The sequence below is a fragment of the Streptomyces litmocidini genome (assembly GCF_014649755.1).
GTDB classification, from domain to species: domain Bacteria; phylum Actinomycetota; class Actinomycetes; order Streptomycetales; family Streptomycetaceae; genus Streptomyces; species Streptomyces litmocidini.
Window position 1 is genome coordinate 344341 of the sequence record NZ_BMTQ01000007.1, and the last position, 19868, is coordinate 364208.

17 protein-coding genes are annotated in these 19868 nt (G+C 73.9%); 9 read left to right on the forward strand and 8 right to left on the reverse strand.

Features of this window, described 5'->3' with window-relative positions; all coding sequences use genetic code 11:
- The first annotated feature begins 110 nt into the window (after window positions 1-110).
- Window positions 111-314, forward strand: coding sequence for a cold-shock protein (locus tag IE180_RS18425; protein ID WP_003991681.1), 204 nt, complete (start codon window positions 111-113; stop codon window positions 312-314).
- A gap of 94 nt (window positions 315-408) precedes the next feature.
- Window positions 409-1785 carry a DEAD/DEAH box helicase gene (locus IE180_RS18430; RefSeq protein WP_190157963.1) on the forward strand — a complete coding sequence of 459 codons (1377 nt, stop codon included), beginning with the start codon at window positions 409-411 and terminating at the stop codon, window positions 1783-1785.
- Window positions 1786-1974: 189 nt separating this feature from the next.
- On the opposite strand, the gene IE180_RS18435 is transcribed toward IE180_RS18430, so the two are convergent.
- Both IE180_RS18435 and IE180_RS18440 read right to left on the reverse strand, forming a co-directional pair.
- Window positions 1975-2586: a hypothetical protein gene (locus tag IE180_RS18435; protein ID WP_190157964.1), complete on the reverse strand. Its 612-nt coding sequence runs from the start codon at window positions 2584-2586 to the stop codon at window positions 1975-1977.
- A 114-nt stretch (window positions 2587-2700) separates the two neighbouring features.
- A complete protein-coding gene (locus tag IE180_RS18440; protein WP_190157965.1) occupies window positions 2701-5292 on the reverse strand; it encodes an MFS transporter in 2592 nt (863 codons plus the stop codon).
- A gap of 547 nt (window positions 5293-5839) precedes the next feature.
- Between IE180_RS18440 and IE180_RS18445 the strand changes: the two genes are divergently transcribed.
- The 3 genes from IE180_RS18445 to IE180_RS18455 are packed head-to-tail and all read left to right on the forward strand — an operon-like array spanning window position 5840 to window position 7240.
- Complete coding sequence (locus IE180_RS18445; protein ID WP_190157966.1) at window positions 5840-6280, forward strand: DUF3995 domain-containing protein; 441 nt, start codon at window positions 5840-5842, stop codon at window positions 6278-6280.
- Entirely contained in the window at window positions 6267-6788 is a 522-nt protein-coding gene (locus IE180_RS18450; protein ID WP_190157967.1) for an RNA polymerase sigma factor, read from the forward strand. The genes IE180_RS18445 and IE180_RS18450 overlap by 14 nt, the downstream gene beginning before the upstream one ends.
- A complete protein-coding gene (locus IE180_RS18455) occupies window positions 6785-7240 on the forward strand; it encodes a hypothetical protein (protein WP_229860578.1) in 456 nt (151 codons plus the stop codon). Before IE180_RS18450 ends, IE180_RS18455 begins: the two co-directional genes overlap by 4 nt.
- Here the strand turns inward: IE180_RS18455 and IE180_RS18460 are convergent.
- The 5 genes from IE180_RS18460 to IE180_RS18480 all read right to left on the reverse strand — a co-directional run bounded on the left by IE180_RS18460 (window position 7237) and on the right by IE180_RS18480 (window position 12044).
- Window positions 7237-8658 (reverse strand): amidase, encoded by a 1422-nt coding sequence (locus tag IE180_RS18460; protein ID WP_190157969.1) that lies wholly within the window; start codon window positions 8656-8658, stop codon window positions 7237-7239. The genes IE180_RS18455 and IE180_RS18460 overlap by 4 nt on opposite strands.
- Window positions 8659-8740: 82 nt before the next feature.
- Window positions 8741-9862: a chitinase gene (locus tag IE180_RS18465; protein WP_190157970.1), complete on the reverse strand. Its 1122-nt coding sequence runs from the start codon at window positions 9860-9862 to the stop codon at window positions 8741-8743.
- A gap of 133 nt (window positions 9863-9995) precedes the next feature.
- Entirely contained in the window at window positions 9996-10817 is an 822-nt protein-coding gene (locus IE180_RS18470) for a YhjD/YihY/BrkB family envelope integrity protein (protein WP_190157971.1), read from the reverse strand.
- Between the two features lie 57 nt (window positions 10818-10874).
- Window positions 10875-11570, reverse strand: a complete 696-nt coding sequence (locus IE180_RS18475) for a DUF6766 family protein (RefSeq protein ID WP_190157972.1) — start codon at window positions 11568-11570, stop codon at window positions 10875-10877.
- Window positions 11571-11651: 81 nt separating this feature from the next.
- The gene (locus IE180_RS18480) at window positions 11652-12044 is read right to left on the reverse strand and encodes a hypothetical protein (protein ID WP_229860592.1); all 393 of its coding nucleotides are present in this window, start codon (window positions 12042-12044) and stop codon (window positions 11652-11654) included.
- Window positions 12045-12321: 277 nt separating this feature from the next.
- Between IE180_RS18480 and IE180_RS18485 the strand changes: the two genes are divergently transcribed.
- Window positions 12322-12675, forward strand: coding sequence for a PRC-barrel domain-containing protein (locus IE180_RS18485; RefSeq protein WP_190157973.1), 354 nt, complete (start codon window positions 12322-12324; stop codon window positions 12673-12675).
- Here the strand turns inward: IE180_RS18485 and IE180_RS18490 are convergent, their stop codons facing one another.
- Window positions 12676-13974 carry an MFS transporter gene (locus IE180_RS18490; RefSeq protein WP_229860579.1) on the reverse strand — a complete coding sequence of 433 codons (1299 nt, stop codon included), beginning with the start codon at window positions 13972-13974 and terminating at the stop codon, window positions 12676-12678.
- Window positions 13975-14544: 570 nt separating this feature from the next.
- On the opposite strand from IE180_RS18490, the gene IE180_RS18495 reads away from it, so the two are divergent.
- The 3 genes from IE180_RS18495 to IE180_RS18505 form a co-directional block, all read left to right on the forward strand.
- The gene (locus tag IE180_RS18495; RefSeq protein ID WP_190157974.1) at window positions 14545-15144 is read left to right on the forward strand and encodes an RNA polymerase sigma factor; all 600 of its coding nucleotides are present in this window, start codon (window positions 14545-14547) and stop codon (window positions 15142-15144) included.
- Window positions 15141-15494: a hypothetical protein gene (locus IE180_RS18500; RefSeq protein ID WP_190157975.1), complete on the forward strand. Its 354-nt coding sequence runs from the start codon at window positions 15141-15143 to the stop codon at window positions 15492-15494. The genes IE180_RS18495 and IE180_RS18500 overlap by 4 nt, the downstream gene beginning before the upstream one ends.
- A 379-nt stretch (window positions 15495-15873) precedes the next feature.
- The coding region (locus tag IE180_RS18505; protein ID WP_190157976.1) for a type I polyketide synthase at window positions 15874-19868 on the forward strand (3995 nt) is incomplete at its 3' end.

Consider the following 19868-nt stretch of genomic DNA (forward strand, 5'->3'; position numbering starts at 1 on the left):
CAGGCACTTGATGTGTTTTCGGTGCAGTTTTCCGGACGGGGCAATCATCACGGCGACGCCGGGATCCGCACAGTGCGGTTCCCAGGGCTACGCCCCGAAGGAGACAAGACATGGCTACTGGCACCGTGAAGTGGTTCAACTCGGAAAAGGGCTTCGGCTTCATCGAGCAGGAGGGTGGCGGCCCGGACGTGTTCGCCCACTACTCCAACATCGCCACCTCCGGCTTCCGTGAGCTCCAGGAAGGCCAGAAGGTGACCTTCGACGTCACGCAGGGCCAGAAGGGCCCGCAGGCGGAGAACATCGTCCCCGCCTGACGTTGACACGTCCGACGCGGCCGGGGCCCCCACCCGTGTGGTGGGGGCCCCGGCCCGTCGTGTTTACCGGACTTCCCCACGGACCAGGTGCCGCATGAACACCACGCCCCACAAGGACGCCTCCGCGGCGGCCGTGACCTTCGCCGCCTTCGACCTGCCGGCCGACCTGCTCGCGGAGCTCACCCGCCGCGGCGTCGAGACGCCCTTCCCGATCCAGGCCGCCACGCTCCCGGACGCCCTCGCGGGCCGCGACGTCCTGGGGCGCGGACAGACCGGCTCCGGCAAGACGCTCGCGTTCGGCCTGCCGCTCCTCGCCCGCACCGCCGGGCGCAGGGCCGAGGCCCGCAAGCCGCTCGCCCTGGTCCTGGTCCCCACCCGCGAGCTGGCCCAGCAGGTCGCCGACGCCCTCACCCCGTACGCCGAGGCCCTGGGGCTCCGCCTGGCGACCGTGGTCGGCGGCATGTCGATCGGACGGCAGGCCACGGAGCTGCGCGACGGCGTCGAGGTCCTGATCGCCACCCCGGGCCGGCTCACGGACCTCGTCGAGCGCAAGGACTGCCGTCTCGACCGGGTGGCCGTCACCGTCCTCGACGAGGCCGACCGGATGGCCGACATGGGCTTCCTGCCCCAGGTCACGGAGCTGCTCGACCGGGTGCCGGGCGGCGGCCAGCGGATGCTGTTCTCGGCCACGCTCGACCGTGATGTCGACCAGCTGGTCGAGCGCTACCTCCAGGACCCGGCCGGCCACTCCGTCGACCCCTCGACCGCCGCCGTCTCCACCATGGAGCACCACGTGCTGCACGTGCACGGCGCCGACAAGTTCGCCACCGCCACGGAGATCGCCGCCCGCGACGGGCGCGTGATCATGTTCATGCGCACCAAGGCCTCCGTCGACCGCTTCGCCAAGCACCTCCTCGGCAGCGGCGTGCGGGCCGCGGCGCTGCACGGCGGCAAGTCGCAGCCGCTGCGGACCAGGACCCTGGAGCGCTTCAGGAGCGGCGAGGTTCCCGTCCTGGTCGTCACGGACGTGGCGGCCCGCGGCATCCACGTCGACGAGCTCGACCTGGTCGTCAACGTCGACCCGCCCGCCGACTCCAAGGACTACCTGCACCGCGGCGGGCGCACCGCCCGCGCGGGCGAGTCGGGCCTCGTCGTCACGCTGGTCACGCCCGAGGAACGCCGTGACGTGGCCCGCCTCATGACGGAGGCCGGCATCCGCCCCCGCGAGACCCGGGTCCGCTCCGGCGAGGCCGAGCTGACCCGCATCACCGGCGCCCGCAAGCCCTCGGGCGCGCCGGTCGAGGGCAGTGCGCCGAGTCAGGAGGGGGACCGGCGCGGCGGTGCGGCCTTCCGGGGCATCGGCACCGTCCCGGGCCGTCCGGGGCGCGCGAAGAACGAGTCCCGCCGGGCGGCCGAGGCGCGCAGGACGGCGGAGGCCCGCCGGGCGGCGAAGATCCGGCGGGGCGGCTGACCGGACGGCTCGGCGCGTCCCGGAGCCACGGCCCCGACACGACGGCCCTTCGTCGAGCCCCGTGACGGCGAAGTCCCCCGGGCGCTGGAAAGACCGTCCGGCCGGAGTCCGGACTCCGGCCGGACGGCGGAGCTGCGAACTCCGGCCGGACGGCGGGCGTCCGGGCTCCGGCCGGGTCGGCCGGCGCCGTCAGACGCTCCAGATCTCCTTCATGGTCTCCACTTCGCCCTTGGCGTTCAGCGTGACCTCGTAGACGTTGCCGTAGCAGCCGTAGGGCTCCTCCACCTTGGGGTAGTCATCGGGGGCTCCGTTCTCCTGGGCCAGGCAGCGGTCGACGTGCAGGGCCAGCTGCTCGTGGTCGACCCGCTTCGTCTGGCCGGGGCCGGCGGCCAGGGCCAGGGAGGCCTCGACGTTCTCGGGGAGGACGTAGTGCTTGGTCGGGTCCCCCTCGTCTGCGCCGTAGATCCAGTCGTTCGGCGTGCAGTGCGGCTTGGCCTCCGCGGCCTCGAAGCCGCCGGCGTCGCGCATCAGCCGGACCTTCAGCTTCAGGTGGCCGGCGGGCAGCGTCGGCGGCGTGCCGCAGTCGCCGCCCTTTCCGTCACCGTCGACGTCGTCGGCCGGGGCGCCGTCTCCGGCCTCGCCGGGGCCCGATGTCGTGGACGCCGTGGCCGACGGCGAGGCGCCGCTGCCGGAACCTCCGGCCGGGCCTCCGGCGGTGGGGTCCTCCGGGCCGCAGGCGGCGACGCCGCCCAGGGCGGCGAGAAGCGCCATCGCGCTGAGGACACGGCGAGTTGAGGTCATTCTTCCATTCCCCCGAATGCAGAGAGCTCGATGTCGTGATCATGATTGATCGACGGAGCTTTCTACCTCGGGGAGTTGCGGAAAGGCCAATCGGCGCGACCGGGGCGAGGCGTGTCAGCCCCGCCCCGGGGCCCTCGTCGTGACCAGCAGGCCCGTCAGGAGGCTCGCGAGGACCAGGAGACCGGCCGTCGACCAGAGGACGACGGAGTAACCGCCCAGGACGGCCGTGTTCGCCTGCTTGATGAGCGGGGACAGGGATTCCGGCAGGCCCTCCGGGTTGATCAGGACGCCGCCGCGCCGCACCCCCTCCGGAAGGCCCGTCACCCCGTCGAGGCGGCCCGAGGCCACCGCGGCGACGACGCTGCCGGACAGCGGGACGGCGAGCCGGCCGCCGAGGCCCTGGACCGCGAGGACCGCCCCCGCCGTGCCGCCGGAGCCCTGCGGGCCGCTCGCGCCGGTCGCGGTGGCGAGCAGCGGCCCCAGGGCCAGGCCGAGGCCCAGGCCGACGAGGAGGATCCCGGGCAGGACCACGGCGGCGTACGAGCCGTAGGCCTCCAGGCCGGTCAGGAGAGCCGTGCCGACGGCCGCGAGGACCAGGCCCGGGACGACGAGGTGGCGGGGTGCCAGCCGGGCCTGGAGACGGCCGGAGATCTGGGCGGCGACGAGGACGGCACCGGCCATGGGCAGCAGGTCGAGGCCCGTCCGGGACGGGCTGCGGCCGAGGGCGGTCTGGAGGTACAGGGACAGGATCAGGAACAGGGGCGGGGTGCTCAGGCCGACGAGCCCGAGGACGAGGAGGGAGACGGCCCGGTCCCGCTCCCGGAAGAAGCGGAGCGGGACGAGCGGGGTGCTCGCCCGGGTCTGCCACCACACGAAGGCCACCAGCAGGGCCACGCCGGCGAGCAGGAGGACGACGGTCGTGGGCGCGGTCCAGCCACGGGCGTTCATGCCCTGGACCTCCTGGGCCCGGTCGAGGCCGAAGGTGAGGGCGGCCAGCGCGCCGGTGCCGAGCAGCAGGCCCGGTCCGTCGAGCCGGGCGGAGGCACGGACCGGCCGGTCGTCCGCCAGCAGGGCGGCCGGGACCACCGCGACCAGGGCGAGCGGGACCGCGGCGTACAGACACCAGCGCCAGCTCAGGGTCTCGGCCAGCCAGCCGCCGGTGAACACGCCGACGGCCGTGCCGCCGCCGGCGATCACGGCGTAGACACCGAAGGCGGTGCCGCGCTCCTTCGGGTCGGTGAAGCCGCCGCCCAGCAGGGCGAGCGCGGCCGCGGAGAGCAGCGCGGCGAAGACGCCCTGAAGGGCGTGCGCCGTGATGAGCACGCCGGCGGAGGGGGCCGCTCCGCCGAGCGCGGAGGCGAGGGCGAAGCCGGCAAGGCCGATGAACGCCGTCCGCCTGCGGCCCAGGAGATCGGTGAGGTGTCCGCCGAGCAGGAGCAGGGCGCCGAGGGCGAGCCCGTGGGCGAGGGTCACCAGCCGGAGGTCTTCGACGGAGATCCGGAGGTCGGCCTGGATGGTGGGCAGCACCACGTTCGTGCTCGCGGCGCCGACGAGGACCAGGAACTGCGCCGCCGCCGCGAAGGCCAGGCCCCACCACCGGCGGGGCGACGGCCCGGCCTGGCCGGTCGGGGTGGTGGGCGCCCCCCGGGCGCCGGACGCGGCGCCGACGGGCGGCCCGAAGCCCGGCGGCACCGGGCCGTGGCCCGCCGGCGCCGTCGGGGAGTACGCGGGGTGCGGAGGGAGCGACGGTCCGGGGTCGGCCCGGTGCTGGGCGGGGATCCGGGGGTCCTGCGGCGTCACCCGCGCCTCGGGTGCGAAGTCCAGCAACCGGGCCGCGTGTCGGCCCAGTCGGGCGAGGACGGCGCCGGGCAGCCACTCCTCGTCCCGGTCCGTCGCCGTGCGCGCCGCCACGTCGGCGGGTGTCGGTCGCAGGGCCGGATCCTTGTGCAGGCACTCCCGTACGAGATCGAGCAGCGAGTCCGGCACGCCCGTCAGGTCCGGCTCGTCCTCCGCGATCCGGAACAGGTGGGCGCCGAGGCCGCTGCCGGTGGCGCCGAAGAGGAGCCGGCCGGTGGAGGCGTACACCAGGACGGCTCCCAGGCAGAACACGTCGCTGGCCGGGGTGAGTTCGAGCCCGCGGACCTGCTCGGGCGACATGAAGCCCGGCGAGCCGATCAGCATGCCCGTACGGGTGTGGAGGCTGTCTCCGCCGAGGCCGTCCATCGCCCGCGCGATGCCGAAGTCGATCACGCGCGGCCCGTCGACGGTCACCAGCACGTTGGACGGTTTCAGGTCGCGGTGGATCAGTCCCGCCGCGTGCACGGATCGCAGTGCCGCGGCGAGCCGGTTGGCGAGGACGCGGACCGAGTGCTCGGGCAGCGGGCCGAATTCCTTCGCCACCACGGTGGTCAGGTCGGGGCCGGGGATGTACTGGGTCGCGACCCAGGGCACCGGCGCGTCGGTGTCGGCGTCGAGCACGGCCGCGGTCCATTCGCCGCCGACCCGGCGGGCGGCCTCCACCTCGCGCGCGAAGCGCCTCCGGAACTCGGGGTGTTGGGCGTGCTCGGCCTGCACCACCTTCACGGCGACCGTCCGCCCCGCTTCGGACCGGCCGAGGTACACCAGTCCCATCCCGCCCGCGCCGAGCCGGGCGATGAGGCGGTAGGGGCCGATGCTCGTCGGATCTTCGGTGATCAACTGGTCCACGTCACCAACATAGTTGAGGCGGGAGCGGCCCCGTGCGGGATCACCCGAACCGCGGGCGTCCGAGCCGGTCGCGGTGCCGCCGGCGCGAAGGGCGGCATGCGGGCTGCGGCCGCGGCTCGTCGTGGACGGTGCCCGGAGCGCCGAGCAGATCCGTCCGCCGCTGCCCGCGGGGCCGGGAAGCCGCGTCCTCGTGGCGGGACGGCAGCGCCCGCCCGGCCTCGACGCCGATGTGCGGCTCACCGTGGAGCCGCTGGGGACCGGCGACGCGGTCGGCCTGCCGCGCACGCCCGTCGGGGAGTCGCGGGCGGACCGCGGACCCGGGGCCGCCCTGGAGCTCGCCCGGCGTTGCGCCGGCCTGCCGCCGGCGGTCCGGGGCCGGCCCGGCCGCCGGAGCGGGCACGGGTGGCCGGCGTCGGGAAGGCGACGGGCGGGCGCGTGTGAGCCGTATCACAGGGAACCCCCTCGCGGTTCGGGTCCTCCTTCAGGTGTCGGCGTCCCGTGGCGCCGGGTCCGGGCTCGTTCACCATCCCGATACGGAGGGGACCCCATGGCGGTCATCGACATCCAGCGGCCTCGTGCGGCGGCCGGCGGGCGTGCCGTCGCCGCGCTGCTCGCCGTCCTCGCACTGACGCACGTCTACTGGGCGACCGGTCTGACCTGGCCCGCCGCCGACGAGCGGAGCCTCTCGCTCGCCGTCCTCGGCAGCGTCGTGCCCTTCGGGCCGGCGGTGGTGCTGCCGCTGGCCGTTCTCGAAGGGGGCGCCGCGGTGGCCGTGGCCGCGCACGCGCGCGGGGTGCGCGGTCGCCGGCTCCCCCGCCTCGTCACGTACGCAGCGGCCTGCGGGATGCTGGTGCGCGGAGCGGCCGGTCTGGTGTGGATCGTCGTGGGCCGGGAGGGCTCCGGGGCGGCCTTCCCGTGGCTGAACGCGCTGCTGTACACGCCGCTGAGCCTGTTCTTCGGCTGGACGGCGCTGCGTGCCGCCCGCTGAGGCCGACGGTCCCGTCGACCGGGGCGTCGCGCTCGTCCGGGCCGCCCGGCGCGGGGACACCCTGGCCCTGCACGACCTGCTCGACCACCTCACCCCGTACATCGCCCGGATCTGCCGGCCCATCGCCCTGGAGGACGGACCGGACGCCACCCAGGAGGCCCTGGTCGCCGTCTTCACCTCGCTGCGGTCGCTGCGGGAGCCCGAGGCGCTGTACGGGTGGGTGCGGGCGATCTCCGTACGGGAGGCGGTGCGGGTGGCCGGGCGGGCGGCGCGGGCGCGGCCCGCGGAGCTCCCGGACGTGCCGGAGCGGGGTGATCCGCAGCTGGCCGCCGACATCGACGACGTCCTGGCCCGGCTGTCGCCCGCGCACCGGGCGGTGCTCGTGCTGCGGGACGTCGAGGGGATGGACGAGGAGGCCGCGGCGGCGCTCCTCGGGGTGCCGGCCGGCACGGCGAAGTCCCGGTTGCACCGGGCACGGCAGAGCTTCCGAAGGGCGTGGTCCGCGTGAACGACGGTGACGGGGTGGTGATCGACGACGTCCGGCGGCTGCGGGTCATGGGCGCCGGTGTCCGGGGGGCGAGGATCGTGGAGCGGGTGCTGCCCGTGCCGCTCGACGTGGTGTGGGGCGTCATGGGCGATCTGGAGGGCGGCTTCGGGGAGTTCCAGCCCGACATGCGGTCGGTGCGGGTGCTGCGCAGGGACGGCGACCGGGTGGAGGCCCTCGCCCGCAGCCGCTACGGCCTGCGGGCCCGTTTCCACGGCGTGCTGCGGCCGGGCTGGTGCTGGCTGCAGAGCCGGTTCCTGGTCATCGGGATGGCGGCGGTGGACGAGGGCGGCCGGACCCGGGTGGCGCTCACCGGCGGCGTCCGCGTCCCGGGGCGCGCCGCGCTGGTCCCGTTCGGGGCGCGCCGGGAGCTGGAGCGTGCCATGGCGCGCCTCGCCGAACGGGTCGTCCCCTAGACGAGGCCGTCCTGGATCCGGCGGAACGGACGGTCCGCCTCCAGGGTGAACGCCACGTCCAGCAGGGTCCGTTCGCTGCCGGGGCGGCCGGAGAACATGACGCCGACGGGCAGTCCGCCGTCCGTCGTCCGGGTGCTGGGCAGCGAGATCGACGGGGTGCCGACCACGTTGTCGACGGGGGTGAACGCGACGTACGCGAGGATCCGTTCGACGAGCTCCGGGTAGGGCACGGTCGGTGCGAGACGGCCGATCGGCGGTGCGGGGTGGGCGAGGACGGGGGTGAGGAGGAGGTCGAGTCCCCGGAACGCCGCCGCGTACGCCACCTTCGTGCGCTTCAGCCTCCGCAGCACGCCCGGGGTGTGCCGCCAGTTCTCCAGGTAGGTGGCGCGCAGGCCGCGGCTGAGGCCGTCCATGCGGTGCCGGTCGAAGTCCGCGCCGAGGGTCCGGCCGGTGGCGCCGAGGAGGAACGACAGCATCCCCCAGTAGGTGAGGAAGTCCTCGGTGAAGCGCGGGTCGATGGTCATCTCGACGGGTTCCACGCTGTGGCCGAGCCGTTCGAGCGTCGTCGCCGTCTCCGTGACGGCCTCCCGGGTGACGGTGTCGGAGGCGACGCCGTTCGGCGAGTCCAGCAGGAATCCGATGCGCAGCCGTCGCCCGGAGGGGCCTTCGACCAGGCCGAGGGGCGGCAGCTTCGGGTTGCGCCAGTGCGTCTCGGCGGCGGCGAGGAACGCGGCGCTGTCCCGTACGGAACGGCTCACGACGCCGTCGACGACGAGGTCCAGGGGCAGTCGGCGGCTCTGGTCGTTGGGCACGACCCTGCCCCGGGTGGGCTTGAGGCCGACGAGCCCGCAGGCGGCGGCGGGGATCCGGATGGAGCCGCCGCCGTCGTTGGCGTGGGCGATCGGTACCGCTCCGGCGGCGACGAGGGCCGCGCTGCCGCCCGAGGAGCCGCCCGCGGAGTGGCCGGTGTGCCACGGGTTGCGGACGGGTTCGGCGGCCTCGTACTCCGTGGTGGGGCTGAAGCCGAACTCGGGCAGCCGGGTCTTGCCGAGCACCGTGACGCCGGTGCTCAGGAACTGCCGGGCGAAGGGCGCGTGCCGTCGCGCCGGGCCCGGGGTGAAGGCCGCGCTGCCGTGGCCGGTGGGCAACCCCTGGTGGTCGGTGTTGTCCTTGACGAAGGTCGGGACGCCCGCGAGGGCGCCGCCGGTCGCGGCGCCGGGCACGGGGGCGTCGACGTGCGTCTGGACGGCGTGGAGCCGTTCCTCGACGGCCCTCACCCGCTCGGCCGCGTCCCGGGCGGCCTCGGCGGCGCCGACCTCGCCGCGCCGGATGGCCTCGGCGAGTCCGACGGCGTCGTGTTCTCCCAGGGCGTCGTCCCGGAAGGCGTGCACCCTGGTCCTCTGGTCGAAAGTCGTCACCGCTGCCTCAGCCCCCGGCCGTGTGGATGGTCTCCCGCCATCATCGCCTACCAGCGGGTAACGGGCGAGGGGTGGGCGCGGGTCAGCGTCCCTGGAGCGCCTTCACGTTGTCGCCGAAGGTCCAGCCCTTCGAGCCGTCCCAGTTGGCCGACCAGGTCATCAGGCCCTTGAGCGAGCCGCCGTAGTGGTTCCACGCCTGGGCCACCGCCGACGGCGCCATGTGTCCGCCGCCGGCGCCCGGCTGGGCCGGGAGGCCGGGGACCTGCTTGTCGTACGGGACCTTGACGGTGGTGCCCTGGACGACGAGTCCGCGGTTCAGGCAGTCGGTCTGGGCGACGAACCCGGTGACCGTGCCGGCGGAGTAGGAGTCGCCGGAGCACCCGTACATGCTGCCGTTGTAGTACTGCATGTTCAGCCACCACAGGCGGCCGTTGTCCGCGTACTTCTTGACGATCGGCAGGTACGCGCCCCAGATCGATCCGTAGGCCACGCTGCCGCCGGTGACGTACGCGGTCTCCGGCGCCATCGTCAGTCCGAAGCCCGCGGGCATCCGGGCCAGGACCCCGTCGATGATGCGCACCAGGTTGGTCTGCGAGGGGGACAGGGTGCCGATGCTGCCGCTGCCGACGAGTCCGGTCTCGATGTCGATGTCGATCCCGTCGAAGTTGTACGTCTTCAGGAGGGGCACGACGGTCTCGACGAAGCGGTCGGCGACGGCGCGGGAGCTCAGGTCGATCCCGGCGGCGGCTCCCCCGATCGACAGCAGGATCGTCGCCCCGGCCGCCTTGGCCCGGCACATCTCCGCCGGGGTGGCGACGCGGACGGTGCTGTCCATGCCGTCCTCCCACAGCACGGTCCCGTCCGAGCGGATCACGGGGAAGGCGGCGTTGAGGACGTTGTAACCGTGGGCGGCGAACCGGGGGTCGTCGATGGGCGCCCAGCCGAACGGCGGGTGGACGCCGTTGGCGGAGCCGTCCCAGTTCTCCCAGTACCCCTGGAGCACCTTCCCGGCGGGCTTGGGCTTGAGGGCGCAGGTGTCCGCGGCGGCGGACGGGGAGGGGGCGGGCCGCGCGTCGTCGGCCGTGGACGACGGGGAGGGGGCGGGCTTCGCGTCCCCGGCGGCGGCGGGGCCCGCGAGGGCCGCGGCGGCGAGCAGGGCGGCGAGCCCCGCTCCGAGGACACGGGGGATCCGGGGGCCTGGCATGCGTGCTCCTGGGGACGTGGGGGGTGGTCCTGGACGTGGCGCGCGCTCCAGGAGACCGTAAGTTGGTCCAGACCTTTAGTCAACCACCTGCAGGGGCAAGGGAGTTACGGCTCCCGGGACGGACGTCCCGCCGTCACCGCCGCTTCCGCGCGTGCGTCACGCGGGCCAGCTCCTCGTCGACCAGCCGGCCCGTGAGCGCGCCGCCGAACACGACGACGCCCACCGCGACGAGCCAGGTCTGGATGACGAGGAACGCGCCGAACGGCCCGTACGTGACGGCGCTGGAGGCGATCAGCGGGGAGAAGACGAGCCGGGAGAAGACCCTCAGGCCGAGCAGTCCGAGCGTGGTGCACGCCGCCCCGGGCAGCAGGGCGACCCACGGGACGCGTCCGTCGAGCAGCAGCCGCTGCGACCACCAGAAGAACAGCGTGCCGATCAGCAGCGTGACGGCGTCGCTCACCGGGGTGTCCTGCCAGAACGGGAAGACCGCGAAGAGGTGGAGGACCCCGATGAGCACGGCGAGCCACAGCACGTGCCGCCACCGGGCCCTCCAGTGGGCCGGAGGGAGGTCCCAGACCTTCTCGTACCCGCTCTGCACCGCCGTGCCGAACGTGACTCCGAAGACGGTGAGCAGCGCGAGGCCGAACGCCGTCGTGGTCCGCCGCACCTGGCCCGGCAGCGCGAACAGCCGCTCGATCTCGGCCCTGGCGGCGTCCGAGACCCCGATGCCGTCACCGAGCCACTGCGCGAACCCCTTCCCGCCGCCCGCGCCCGCCGCCGACACGACGATCAGGAGCGGCACCAGCGTGAGGAAGGAGAGCGCCGCGAACCCCAGCGAACGCTGCCACAGCCCGAGGTCCCTGGCCGGCGCCCACCGGTGTCCGGCCCGGAAGCGGCGGATCGCACTCCGCGTCCGCCCGACCCGGGGCCATCGCCCGGCGGGACGGGAGACCATCCCTCCACGGTAGGACCGCCCCGCGCCGGCGACCAGCGGGACCGTCCGGCACCGGCGTCAGCCCTCGACGCCGGTGGCCCCGTGCGAGGCGCCGACGGGCTTGGACTCGGGGGAACCGCGCTGGCGGAGGTAGACGGAGAGGATGGCCATCGACGCCACGGCCAGGAGTTCCGACTGCCAGTTCTGCAGGGACCGGTTCCAGAAGTCGGCGGAGGCGAGGTAGGAGGCCCAGGAGACGGGGGCCTGGAGCTGCCGCAGCCGCAGTTCGTTGAAGGCGGCCGCGCCGGAGACCGACTGGGCCAGCCAGGACAGCAGGAAGAAGACGGCCATGACGAGCCCGAGCGACCGCGAGTAGACCGCCTGCCGCCAGTCCTTCGTGGCCGCCCAGCGGGGCGAGTCCGGCCGCGCGTGGTCACCCATGTGCTGGTCCCGTTCGCTCTCCGTACCCGCCTTGTGCAGCTCCTTGGACTCCGGCGAGCCGCGTTGGAGCAGATAGACCGTGCCGAAGATGTAGAGGAAGAACTGCAGGAACTCCGACTGCCAGTTCTCGGTGACGTCGACGGCGAAGTCCGAGGACATCAGGTAGTCGCCGAGACCGATCTGCTGGAGCCCCTGGACGGCGAGCTGTTCGTTGAACTCCGCGCGCCCGGAGACCGCCTGGGCGCCCAGGACGACCAGGAAGGCCGCCCCGAAGGAGAGGGTGAGGCTGTTCGACCGCCAGAACCCGCGCTCCCGGGATCCCTCCGCCGTCACCGCTGCATCACCCCGATCACGGTGAAGTAGGCGAGGCCGCCCACGATGGTCACCACGCACGCCACGAACAGGGACTTCACGTCATGCCCCCTTCAGTACACAGCTGTACGGCGTGTCGCCCGGTTCGGGCGCGCACCCGGCGGCGGTGACCCGCCACCCCTCGTCGAACTGCGAGAGGAACAGCGTGTCGCCGTGGAGGCGGAGCAGCGCCTGTCTGCCGTGCACGTCCACGCTCCGCACTCCCCCGCCGCGCGGCAGGTCCTGCGAGGCCAGGGCCTGCGCGCAGGGCTTCTTCTCCTCCTCCTCCAGCTGGTCACGACTCTCGGGAGCGAGCAGTTCGCAGGCCACCCGGAAGTTCCCGGAGCCGAGGGACTCCTCGAAGAACCGGCCCGCCTCGGTCGCCCCGTCCCGGCGCGCCTGCGACGCCCCGCAGGCGGACAGGGCGGCCACGACCGCCACCGCCCCGAGGAGCATCGGCACCCGCCGGAGCGAGGACGCCCGCCGGAGGGCGGGGGGCCGTCGGAGGGCGGGGAGCCGTCGGAGCGGAGCGATCCCCGGGAACGGAGGGACCCGCGGGGGTGGGGGGACTCGCAGGAACAGGGTGGCTCTCACTCTTTCAGCCTGGGGCCGAGGGCGGCCGCGGCAAGCGGCGGGGGCCGAACGGGGGACCGACCCGCCCCTCCGGGCCGCGGGCGACGACGTGCGGGCGCCGGGGGGCCACGGGAGGATGGAGGCGGAGGAAGGTGCCGCCATGAGTGAGTTCGACATCTGGAACTACCGCCCGAGCACGGGGTACCGGCAGGGCGCCGACCTCGTCGGCTACAAGGTCGAGGCCACGGACGGCACCATCGGGAAGATCGACAAGCACTCCGAGGACGTCGGCTCGTCCTATCTGGTCGTCGACGTGGGGACCTGGATCTTCGGCAGGCGGGTGCTGCTCCCGGCCGGGACGATCGAGCTGATCGACGCGGCCGAGGAGAAGGTGTACGTGGACCGCACGAAGGAGCAGATCGAGGCGGCCCCCGAGTTCGACGAGGCGAAGCAGGGCGGCGAGCCCGACTATCTGGAGCAGTTCTCCCGGCACTACGGACAGCCGCACATGTGATCACACCCCGCGCGGGCCCTCCGTCCGGCGGTCGCGCCGGGCCGGGGCGAGGGCCGTGAGCATCAGGACGGCGGTGAGGGCGAACGCCCACGGGTAGCCGGTCCGGCCCGCGAGGAACCCGAAGCCGACGGCCCCGACCCCCATACCCGCGTCGAAGGCGAAGTTCCACAGGGCGCTGACCGTTCCGTAACCGGAGGCGGGGACGCGCGCGTACATCAGCGTCAGGGTGGTGTTCTGCGTGACGCCGAAGCCGATCCCGAACAGGGCCACGCCGATGACGACGGCGACCGGGCTGTGGGTGAGGGAGACGAGCAGCGTTCCCCCGGCCGCGACGACGAGGCCGGGGACGAGCAGCGCGGCCGGCCCGTGCCGGTCTCCGTGCCGGCCGGCGACCCAGCGCGCCCCGGTCGCCGCCGCGGTCTGGGCGAACAGGGCCGTGGCGACGACGCCCCCGGAGGCGGACGGCACGGCGAGGGGGAGGAAGGTGACGAGGATCCCGGCGGCCAGCGCGGTGACGGAGAAGACGAGAACGGGCCGTGACAGGGCGGGCGTACGGAACCCCGCCACCACCCCGATCGGCCGCCCCGGCTCCGGATCGCGGCCCGGGCCCGCGCCCGCGTCGCGGTCCGGATCACGGTCGGGGTCACGCGGACCCCGGCCCGCGTCCCGGTCCGGGGCGCGGTGCGGGTCCGATCCCGCGTCGCGGTCCGGCAGGCCCGGCACCGAGGCGACGGCGGCCAGCGCGGCCACGGCCCCGGCGGCGAACACCGGCCCGTACCCCACGTGCGCCGCCAGCCACACCCCGAGCGGGAGCGCCACCAGCGAGGGGCCCCCGGTCACGATGCCGACGAGCGCCAGCCCCTCCCCACGGCGCTCGGCCGGAATGAGCGAGGCCGTCAGGGCGCCGCCCGCGACGACCGTGAACGCGAAGCCGATCCCGCGCAGGAGACAGACCGCCGTGATCCGGACCGCGCCGCCGGAAGCGGTGAGCGCGAACGCGGGCACGCCGAGGAGGAGGAGCCCCGCCACCAGGACGAGGCGGTAGCCGAAGCGGGCGACGAGCCGGGGAGTGGCCAGCTCGCCTCCGACCGTGGCCAGCATCAGCGCGCCCGTGGCGAGCCCGGCGGCGTTTCCGCGGCCGCCTCCGGTGGCCTCGGCGTAGAGGGGGACGACCGACAGGAGCAGATAGAAGCTCGTCGAGGCGCCGATGATCGAGACGAAGCGCAGCAGCAGGGGCCGCGTCACCAGAGGGGGCCGTGAACCGGCGCCCTCCGCCTGGGAGTCGAATAACTTGGTCACCCGGACGACGCTAGGGGGCCGGGCAGGTCCTCAGTAAGATCCGGTCCCATCCCTCCGGAGCGGTCCGGTCCCTCCCCCGAGCGGAGCGACTGCCGTCCTCCCGGGAACTCGCCCGGCCGCTCGGGCTCTCACGCGGTCTCGTGCAGGAGTGCTGCGCCCGGCTCCGGGCCGAGGGGCACCTCGTGACCCGCGCGCCGGCTCCGCCACCCGGGTCGCCGCCGACGGGGCCGGTGCGGCTGGTCCTGGGCTTCGGCGGCGTCGGCGAGCGGCCGTCGCCGCAGGTCCCGCGGCTGCCGGCGGCCTCCTCGACGGCCGGTGGCGCGTGCGCGGACCGGTTCGGAAAAAAACTTCGGAGGAACGCGAATCCTCTCGGCACCTCCCCGTCTCTTATGTGCGTACCGGCCGAACGGGCCGGAGGAAAACGGAGGGAACAGTAACCATGTGGACTGCCATCATCGTGGTCGGCGTCGTGCTCGTGGGTGCGTGCAGCTGGCACCTGATGCGGCGCTTCAACAAGAGCCGTACCTGACCAGCGCCTGCAGGCGCGGCGCCTTCCGGTATGAGTAGCACATGAACCAACGCTTCCCCTGGCCCGACGAGCGGCTGATCAAGGCCGCTCAGGACGGCGACGTCACGTCGCTCACCACCGTCGTCATGGAATCGCAGCCGCATGTGCGCAAGTTCGCCATATCGCTGTGCGCCTCGCCGCAGGACGCGGAGGACGCGGCACAAGAGGCGCTGATCATCCTCTACCGGAAGATCGGCACCTTGCGGGCCACCGGCGCGCTCGCCTCGTGGATGTTCCGGATCGTCCGCAACGAATGCCTCCGGCAGGTGAGGCTGCTCATCGCCATGCGCGACGAGCCCTCGTCCGAGCCGGAGGCGTGCGCGGAGCCGTCCGCCGAGGAGGCCGTGCTGTACCGGCTGGAGGTGGAGCGGATCGCGGCCGCGGTCAGCGCCCTTCCCCGTGAGCAGCGGCAGGTCCTGATCATGCGGGATGTGCAGGGCCTGCCGGGCAAGACCGTCGCCCGCACGCTCGGTCTGAGCACCGCCGCGATGAAGTCACGGCTGCACAGAGCACGCGCGGCGCTGCGTCACGCGCTGGAAGCGACCGACCAGGCACCAGATCGAGCCATCGACCGACCAGTCGAAGGAGAATCACGCCCATGAACACCGTGAACATCGTGAAGCCCCCCGAGGGCACGAAGTCCCCGGTCATCGCACCGACCGCGATCGAGGCGCCGTCCGCGGCGCCGAACTTCGCCAGCAAGTCCGTCCCGCGCCACCTGGCGCGGGGTGTCATCGGCTTCGGGCTCATCATCGGCTCGATCGCGATGGTGCCCGTCGCCGGCCCGGCCACCCTGCTGGCCGCCCCGCTGGCCCTCATCGCCTTCCGCGGCTGCCCCACCTGCTGGATGGTCGGCCTGGCCCAGACCATCTCGCGGGGTCGGCTGGAGCGCCAGTGCGTGGACGGCGTCTGCACGCTCACCAAGGCCGACCCCGCGGCGAAGGCCACGTAGGGTCCCCGGCTCCAGGCCTCCCGCCCCGGCCCGACACCCGCCCTCCCACCGGAGGCGGAGTCACCGGGCCGGGGGGCTTCGGCCGTGCGCCGACACGACGCGCGCCGGCATGGCACGAGCCGTGCGCCGGCATGACACGAGCTGCGCGTCGTCACGGCGTGGACCGTGCATCGGCATGGCCTGAAACGACTCCCCCGAGAAGCCCCCAAAGCTTTCCTTTGATTACCCATCACATTCATTTCCGTTCCCCAACTCCCCGCTCTGGCCATTGGTTTACGGAGCGCCGCCTCGGTGCTAGGGTCCGAAACGAGATTGAGACGGGCAGGGCCGCCGAGTCGGCAACGCCGTTGATCGTGCTTCACGGGGGGAGCAGAACACGATGATCCGCCATGCCCAGATTGAGGCGGCAGCACCACAAACCGACACGGGGAACCTGACGTCCGATCAGGTCGACGACCGGACCGTCGCCGTCGTCGGACTTTCGTGCCGTTTTCCCGGCGGGGCGAACCCTGCCGAATTCTGGAATCTGCTCAGGAACGGCCGTGACGCCATAGCGGAGCCGCCCGCGGATCGCGCGCACCTCGGCGTCCTGGACGACGGCTCGTCACGCCCTGGCGGTTTTCTGCCCGGCGTCGACGCCTTCGACGCCGAGTTCTTCGGCATATCCCCGCGCGAAGCCGCCGCGATGGACCCGCAGCAGCGCCTCGTGCTGGAGCTCGCCTGGGAGGCGCTGGAGGACGCCCGCATCGTCCCGGCCACGCTCGCCTCCACCCCCACCGGCGTCTTCGTCGGCGCGATCGCCGACGACTACGCGGCCCTCACCCACGCGGCCGGCCCCGAAGCCACCTCCGCGCACACGGTGACCGGCTTGCACCGGAGCATCATCGCCAACCGGGTCTCCTACGTCCTCGGACTCCAGGGACCGAGCATGGTGGTCGACAGCGCGCAGTCGTCTTCGCTGGTCGCGGTGCATCTGGCCTGCGAGAGCCTGCGGCGCGGCGAGTCCGTGACGGCGCTGGCCGGCGGCGTCAACCTCATCCTCGCGCCGGAGAGCACCCGGGCCCTGGCGGCCTTCGGCAGCCTTTCGCCCGACGGGCGATGTCACAGCCTCGACGCCCGGGCGAACGGCTACGTCCGGGGCGAGGGCGGCGGCGTGGTGGTGCTGAAGCTCCTCAGCCGGGCCCTCGCCGACGGGGACCGCATCCACTGCCTGCTGCACGGCGGGGCCGTCGGCAGCGACGGCGCGAGCGACACCCTCCCGACCCCCGACGGAAAGGCCCAGGAGCGCGTCATACGTGACGCCTGGGAGAACTCCGGCATACCGCTGGAAGAAGCGCAGTACGTCGAAATACACGGGTCGGGCACCCGGGTCGGCGACCCCGTAGAAGCCTCTGCTCTGGGCGCCGTATTCGCCTCCTCCCGCACTCCGGACAATCCGCTTCTCCTCGGATCCGTCAAGACGAACATCGGCCACCTCGAAGGTGCCGCAGGCATAGCGGGACTCGTCAAGACGATTCTCTGCCTGAAAGAGCGGGAACTGGTTCCGACTCTCAACTATCAAACCCCTCATCCGGAGATCCCCTTCGAGGAGTTACGGATCGCCGCCGCCACCGAAACCGGTCCGTGGCCGCATCCCGACGGTCCGCTCTTCGCAGGCGTGACATCGGTCGGAATGGGCGGTACGAACTGCCACCTGGTCCTCGGAGAATGGCGGGAAGACGCCTTCCCCACCGTCGAGGACAAGCCGGGGGAGACAAAGGCGTCGGACGCGTCCGATGCCGTCGCATGGGTGATTTCCGGCCGTGGCGACAAGGCCCTGCGCGCCCAGGCCGCCCGGCTCCGCGACCACCTCGCCGAACGTCCGGACCTCGACGTCGCCGAGGTCGCCCGGGCCCTCGCCCACGATCGCACCGCCTTCACCCACCGCGCCGTACTGACCGGCTCCGGCCGCGAGGAGCTGCTGACCGCCCTGGACGCGGTCGCCGGCTCCCGGGGCACCCAGGCCGCGGTCGAGGGCGGCGGCCACCGGTCCGTCCGCGAGGCGGTGTTCGTCTTCCCCGGGCAGGGTTCGCAGTGGGCCGGCATGGCCGCGGAACTCCTCGACGGCTCCCCCGTGTTCGCCCGGGTCGTCCAGGACTGCGAGCGCGCGCTGCGTCCGTACCGCGACTGGTCGCTGACCGATGTGCTGCGCGAACGCCCCGGCGCGCCCGCCCTCGACCGCGACGACGTCGTACAGCCCGCGTTGTGGGCCGTCATGGTCGGACTCGCCGCGCTGTGGCGGGCGGCGGGCGTCGAACCCTCCGCCGTCGTCGGCCACTCCCAGGGCGAGATCGCCGCCGCCACCGTCAGCGGCGCCCTCACCCTGGACGACGCCGCCCGGCTGATCGCCGTACGGAGCACCGCCCTCGGCGCGCTCGCCGGGCGCGGCGGCGGCATGATGACCGTGGGACTGCCCGCCGATCGGGTCCGCGCCGACCTGGCCGGATTCCCGCGTCTGAGCGTGGCGGCCGTCAACTCGCCCGGCATGACCGTGGTGGCCGGTGACGGGGACGCCCTGGACGCCCTGGCCGCGCGGTACGGCGAGGAGGTCCGCACCCGGCGCGTCCCGGTCGCCTACGCCTCGCACAGCCCGCACGTCGACGCCGTGCGCGACACGCTGCCGGCCGAACTGGCCGGGATCGCGCCGCGCGCCGGGAGCGTACCGCTGCACTCCACCGTGACCGGCACCGCCCTCGACGGCTCCGAGCTGGACGTCGACTACTGGTACCGCAACCTGCGCGAGCCCGTGCGGTTCGAGCCCGTCGTGCGGGCCCTCCTCGACGCCGGACACGAGCTGTTCATCGAGATGAGCCCGCACCCCGTCCTGGCGCTCGCCGTCCAGCAGACCGCCGAGGCCGCCGACCTCCCGGTCGCCGCCCTCGGCACCCTGCGCCGCGGGGAGGGCGGACGACGACGGCTGCTGCTCGCGTTCGGCGAGGCGTTCTGCCACGGCGCGGAAGTGGACTGGTCCGCCGTCCTGCCCGCCGGCACCACCCGCGCCGAACTGCCGACGTACGCCTTCCAGCGCCGCCGCCACTGGATCACCGGGCAGCCCCGCGCCGCCCGGGCCCTGGCGCCGGCGCAGCGGCCCGCGGTGCTCCCGGAGGACACCGCGGACGCCCCCGAGGCCGGGGCGGACCGCTCGCTGACCGGCCCGGCCGCCCTGGAGCTGGTGCGGGCGCACACGGCCGCCGTGCTCGGCTACGACTCCGTCGCCGAGGTCGAACCCCGGCGGACGTTCAAGGAGCTGGGCATCGACTCGGCGATGGTCGTCGAGCTGCGCAACCGGCTCGTCACCGCCACCGGACGCAAGCTTCCCACCACCGTGGTCTACGACCACCCCAGCCCCGCCGCGCTCGCCGTCCTGCTCGCGGACGCGCCGCAGGAGGCCGTGCCGGCGCCCGCGGCCCGTACCGACGAGGACGACCCCGTCGTGATCGTCGGCATGGGGTGCCGCTTCCCGGGCGGGGTGGACTCGCCCGAGGCGCTGTGGCGGGTCGTCGCCGAACAGCGCGACGTCATCTCGGGCTTCCCGGTCGACCGGGGCTGGGACCTCGACGGCCTCTACCACCCCGACCCCGCGCACGTGGGCACCACCTACGTCCGCGACGGCGGATTCCTCGAAGGCGCGGCGGAGTTCGACGCCGAACTGTTCGGGATCTCGCCGCGCGAGGCGCTGGCGATGGACCCGCAGCAGCGCGCCTACCTGGAGGTGTGCTGGGAGGCCCTGGAGCGGGCCGGGATCGCTCCCGACTCGCTGCGCGGCACCCAGACGGGCGTGTTCGCCGGTGTCATGGCCCAGGAGTACGGTCCGCGGCTCGGCGAGGCGGGCGCGGGTGCCGCCGGGTTCGGTCTGACGGGCACGACGTCCAGCGTGGCCTCGGGCCGCGTCGCCTACACGCTCGGCCTTCAGGGCCCGGCCCTGACCGTCGACACCGCGTGCTCCTCGTCGCTGGTCGCCCTCCACCTCGCCGTCCGCGCCGTCCGGTCGGGCGAGTGCTCGCTGGCGCTCGCCGGCGGTGTGACGGTCATGTCGACGCCGGGCATCTTCGTGGAGTTCTCGCGTCAGCGGGGTCTCGCGGCCGACGGCCGGTGCAAGTCGTTCTCGGCGGACGCGGACGGCACCGCCTGGGCCGAGGGCGTCGGCGTCCTCGTCGTCGAACGCCTCTCCGACGCCCGCCGCCTCGGCCACAACATCCTGGCCGTCGTGGCCGGCACGGCCGTCAACCAGGACGGCGCCTCCAACGGCCTCACCGCCCCCAGCGGCCCCGCCCAGGAACGCGTCATCCGCGCCGCCCTCCAGGACGCCGGAATCACCTTCCCCGACGTCGACGC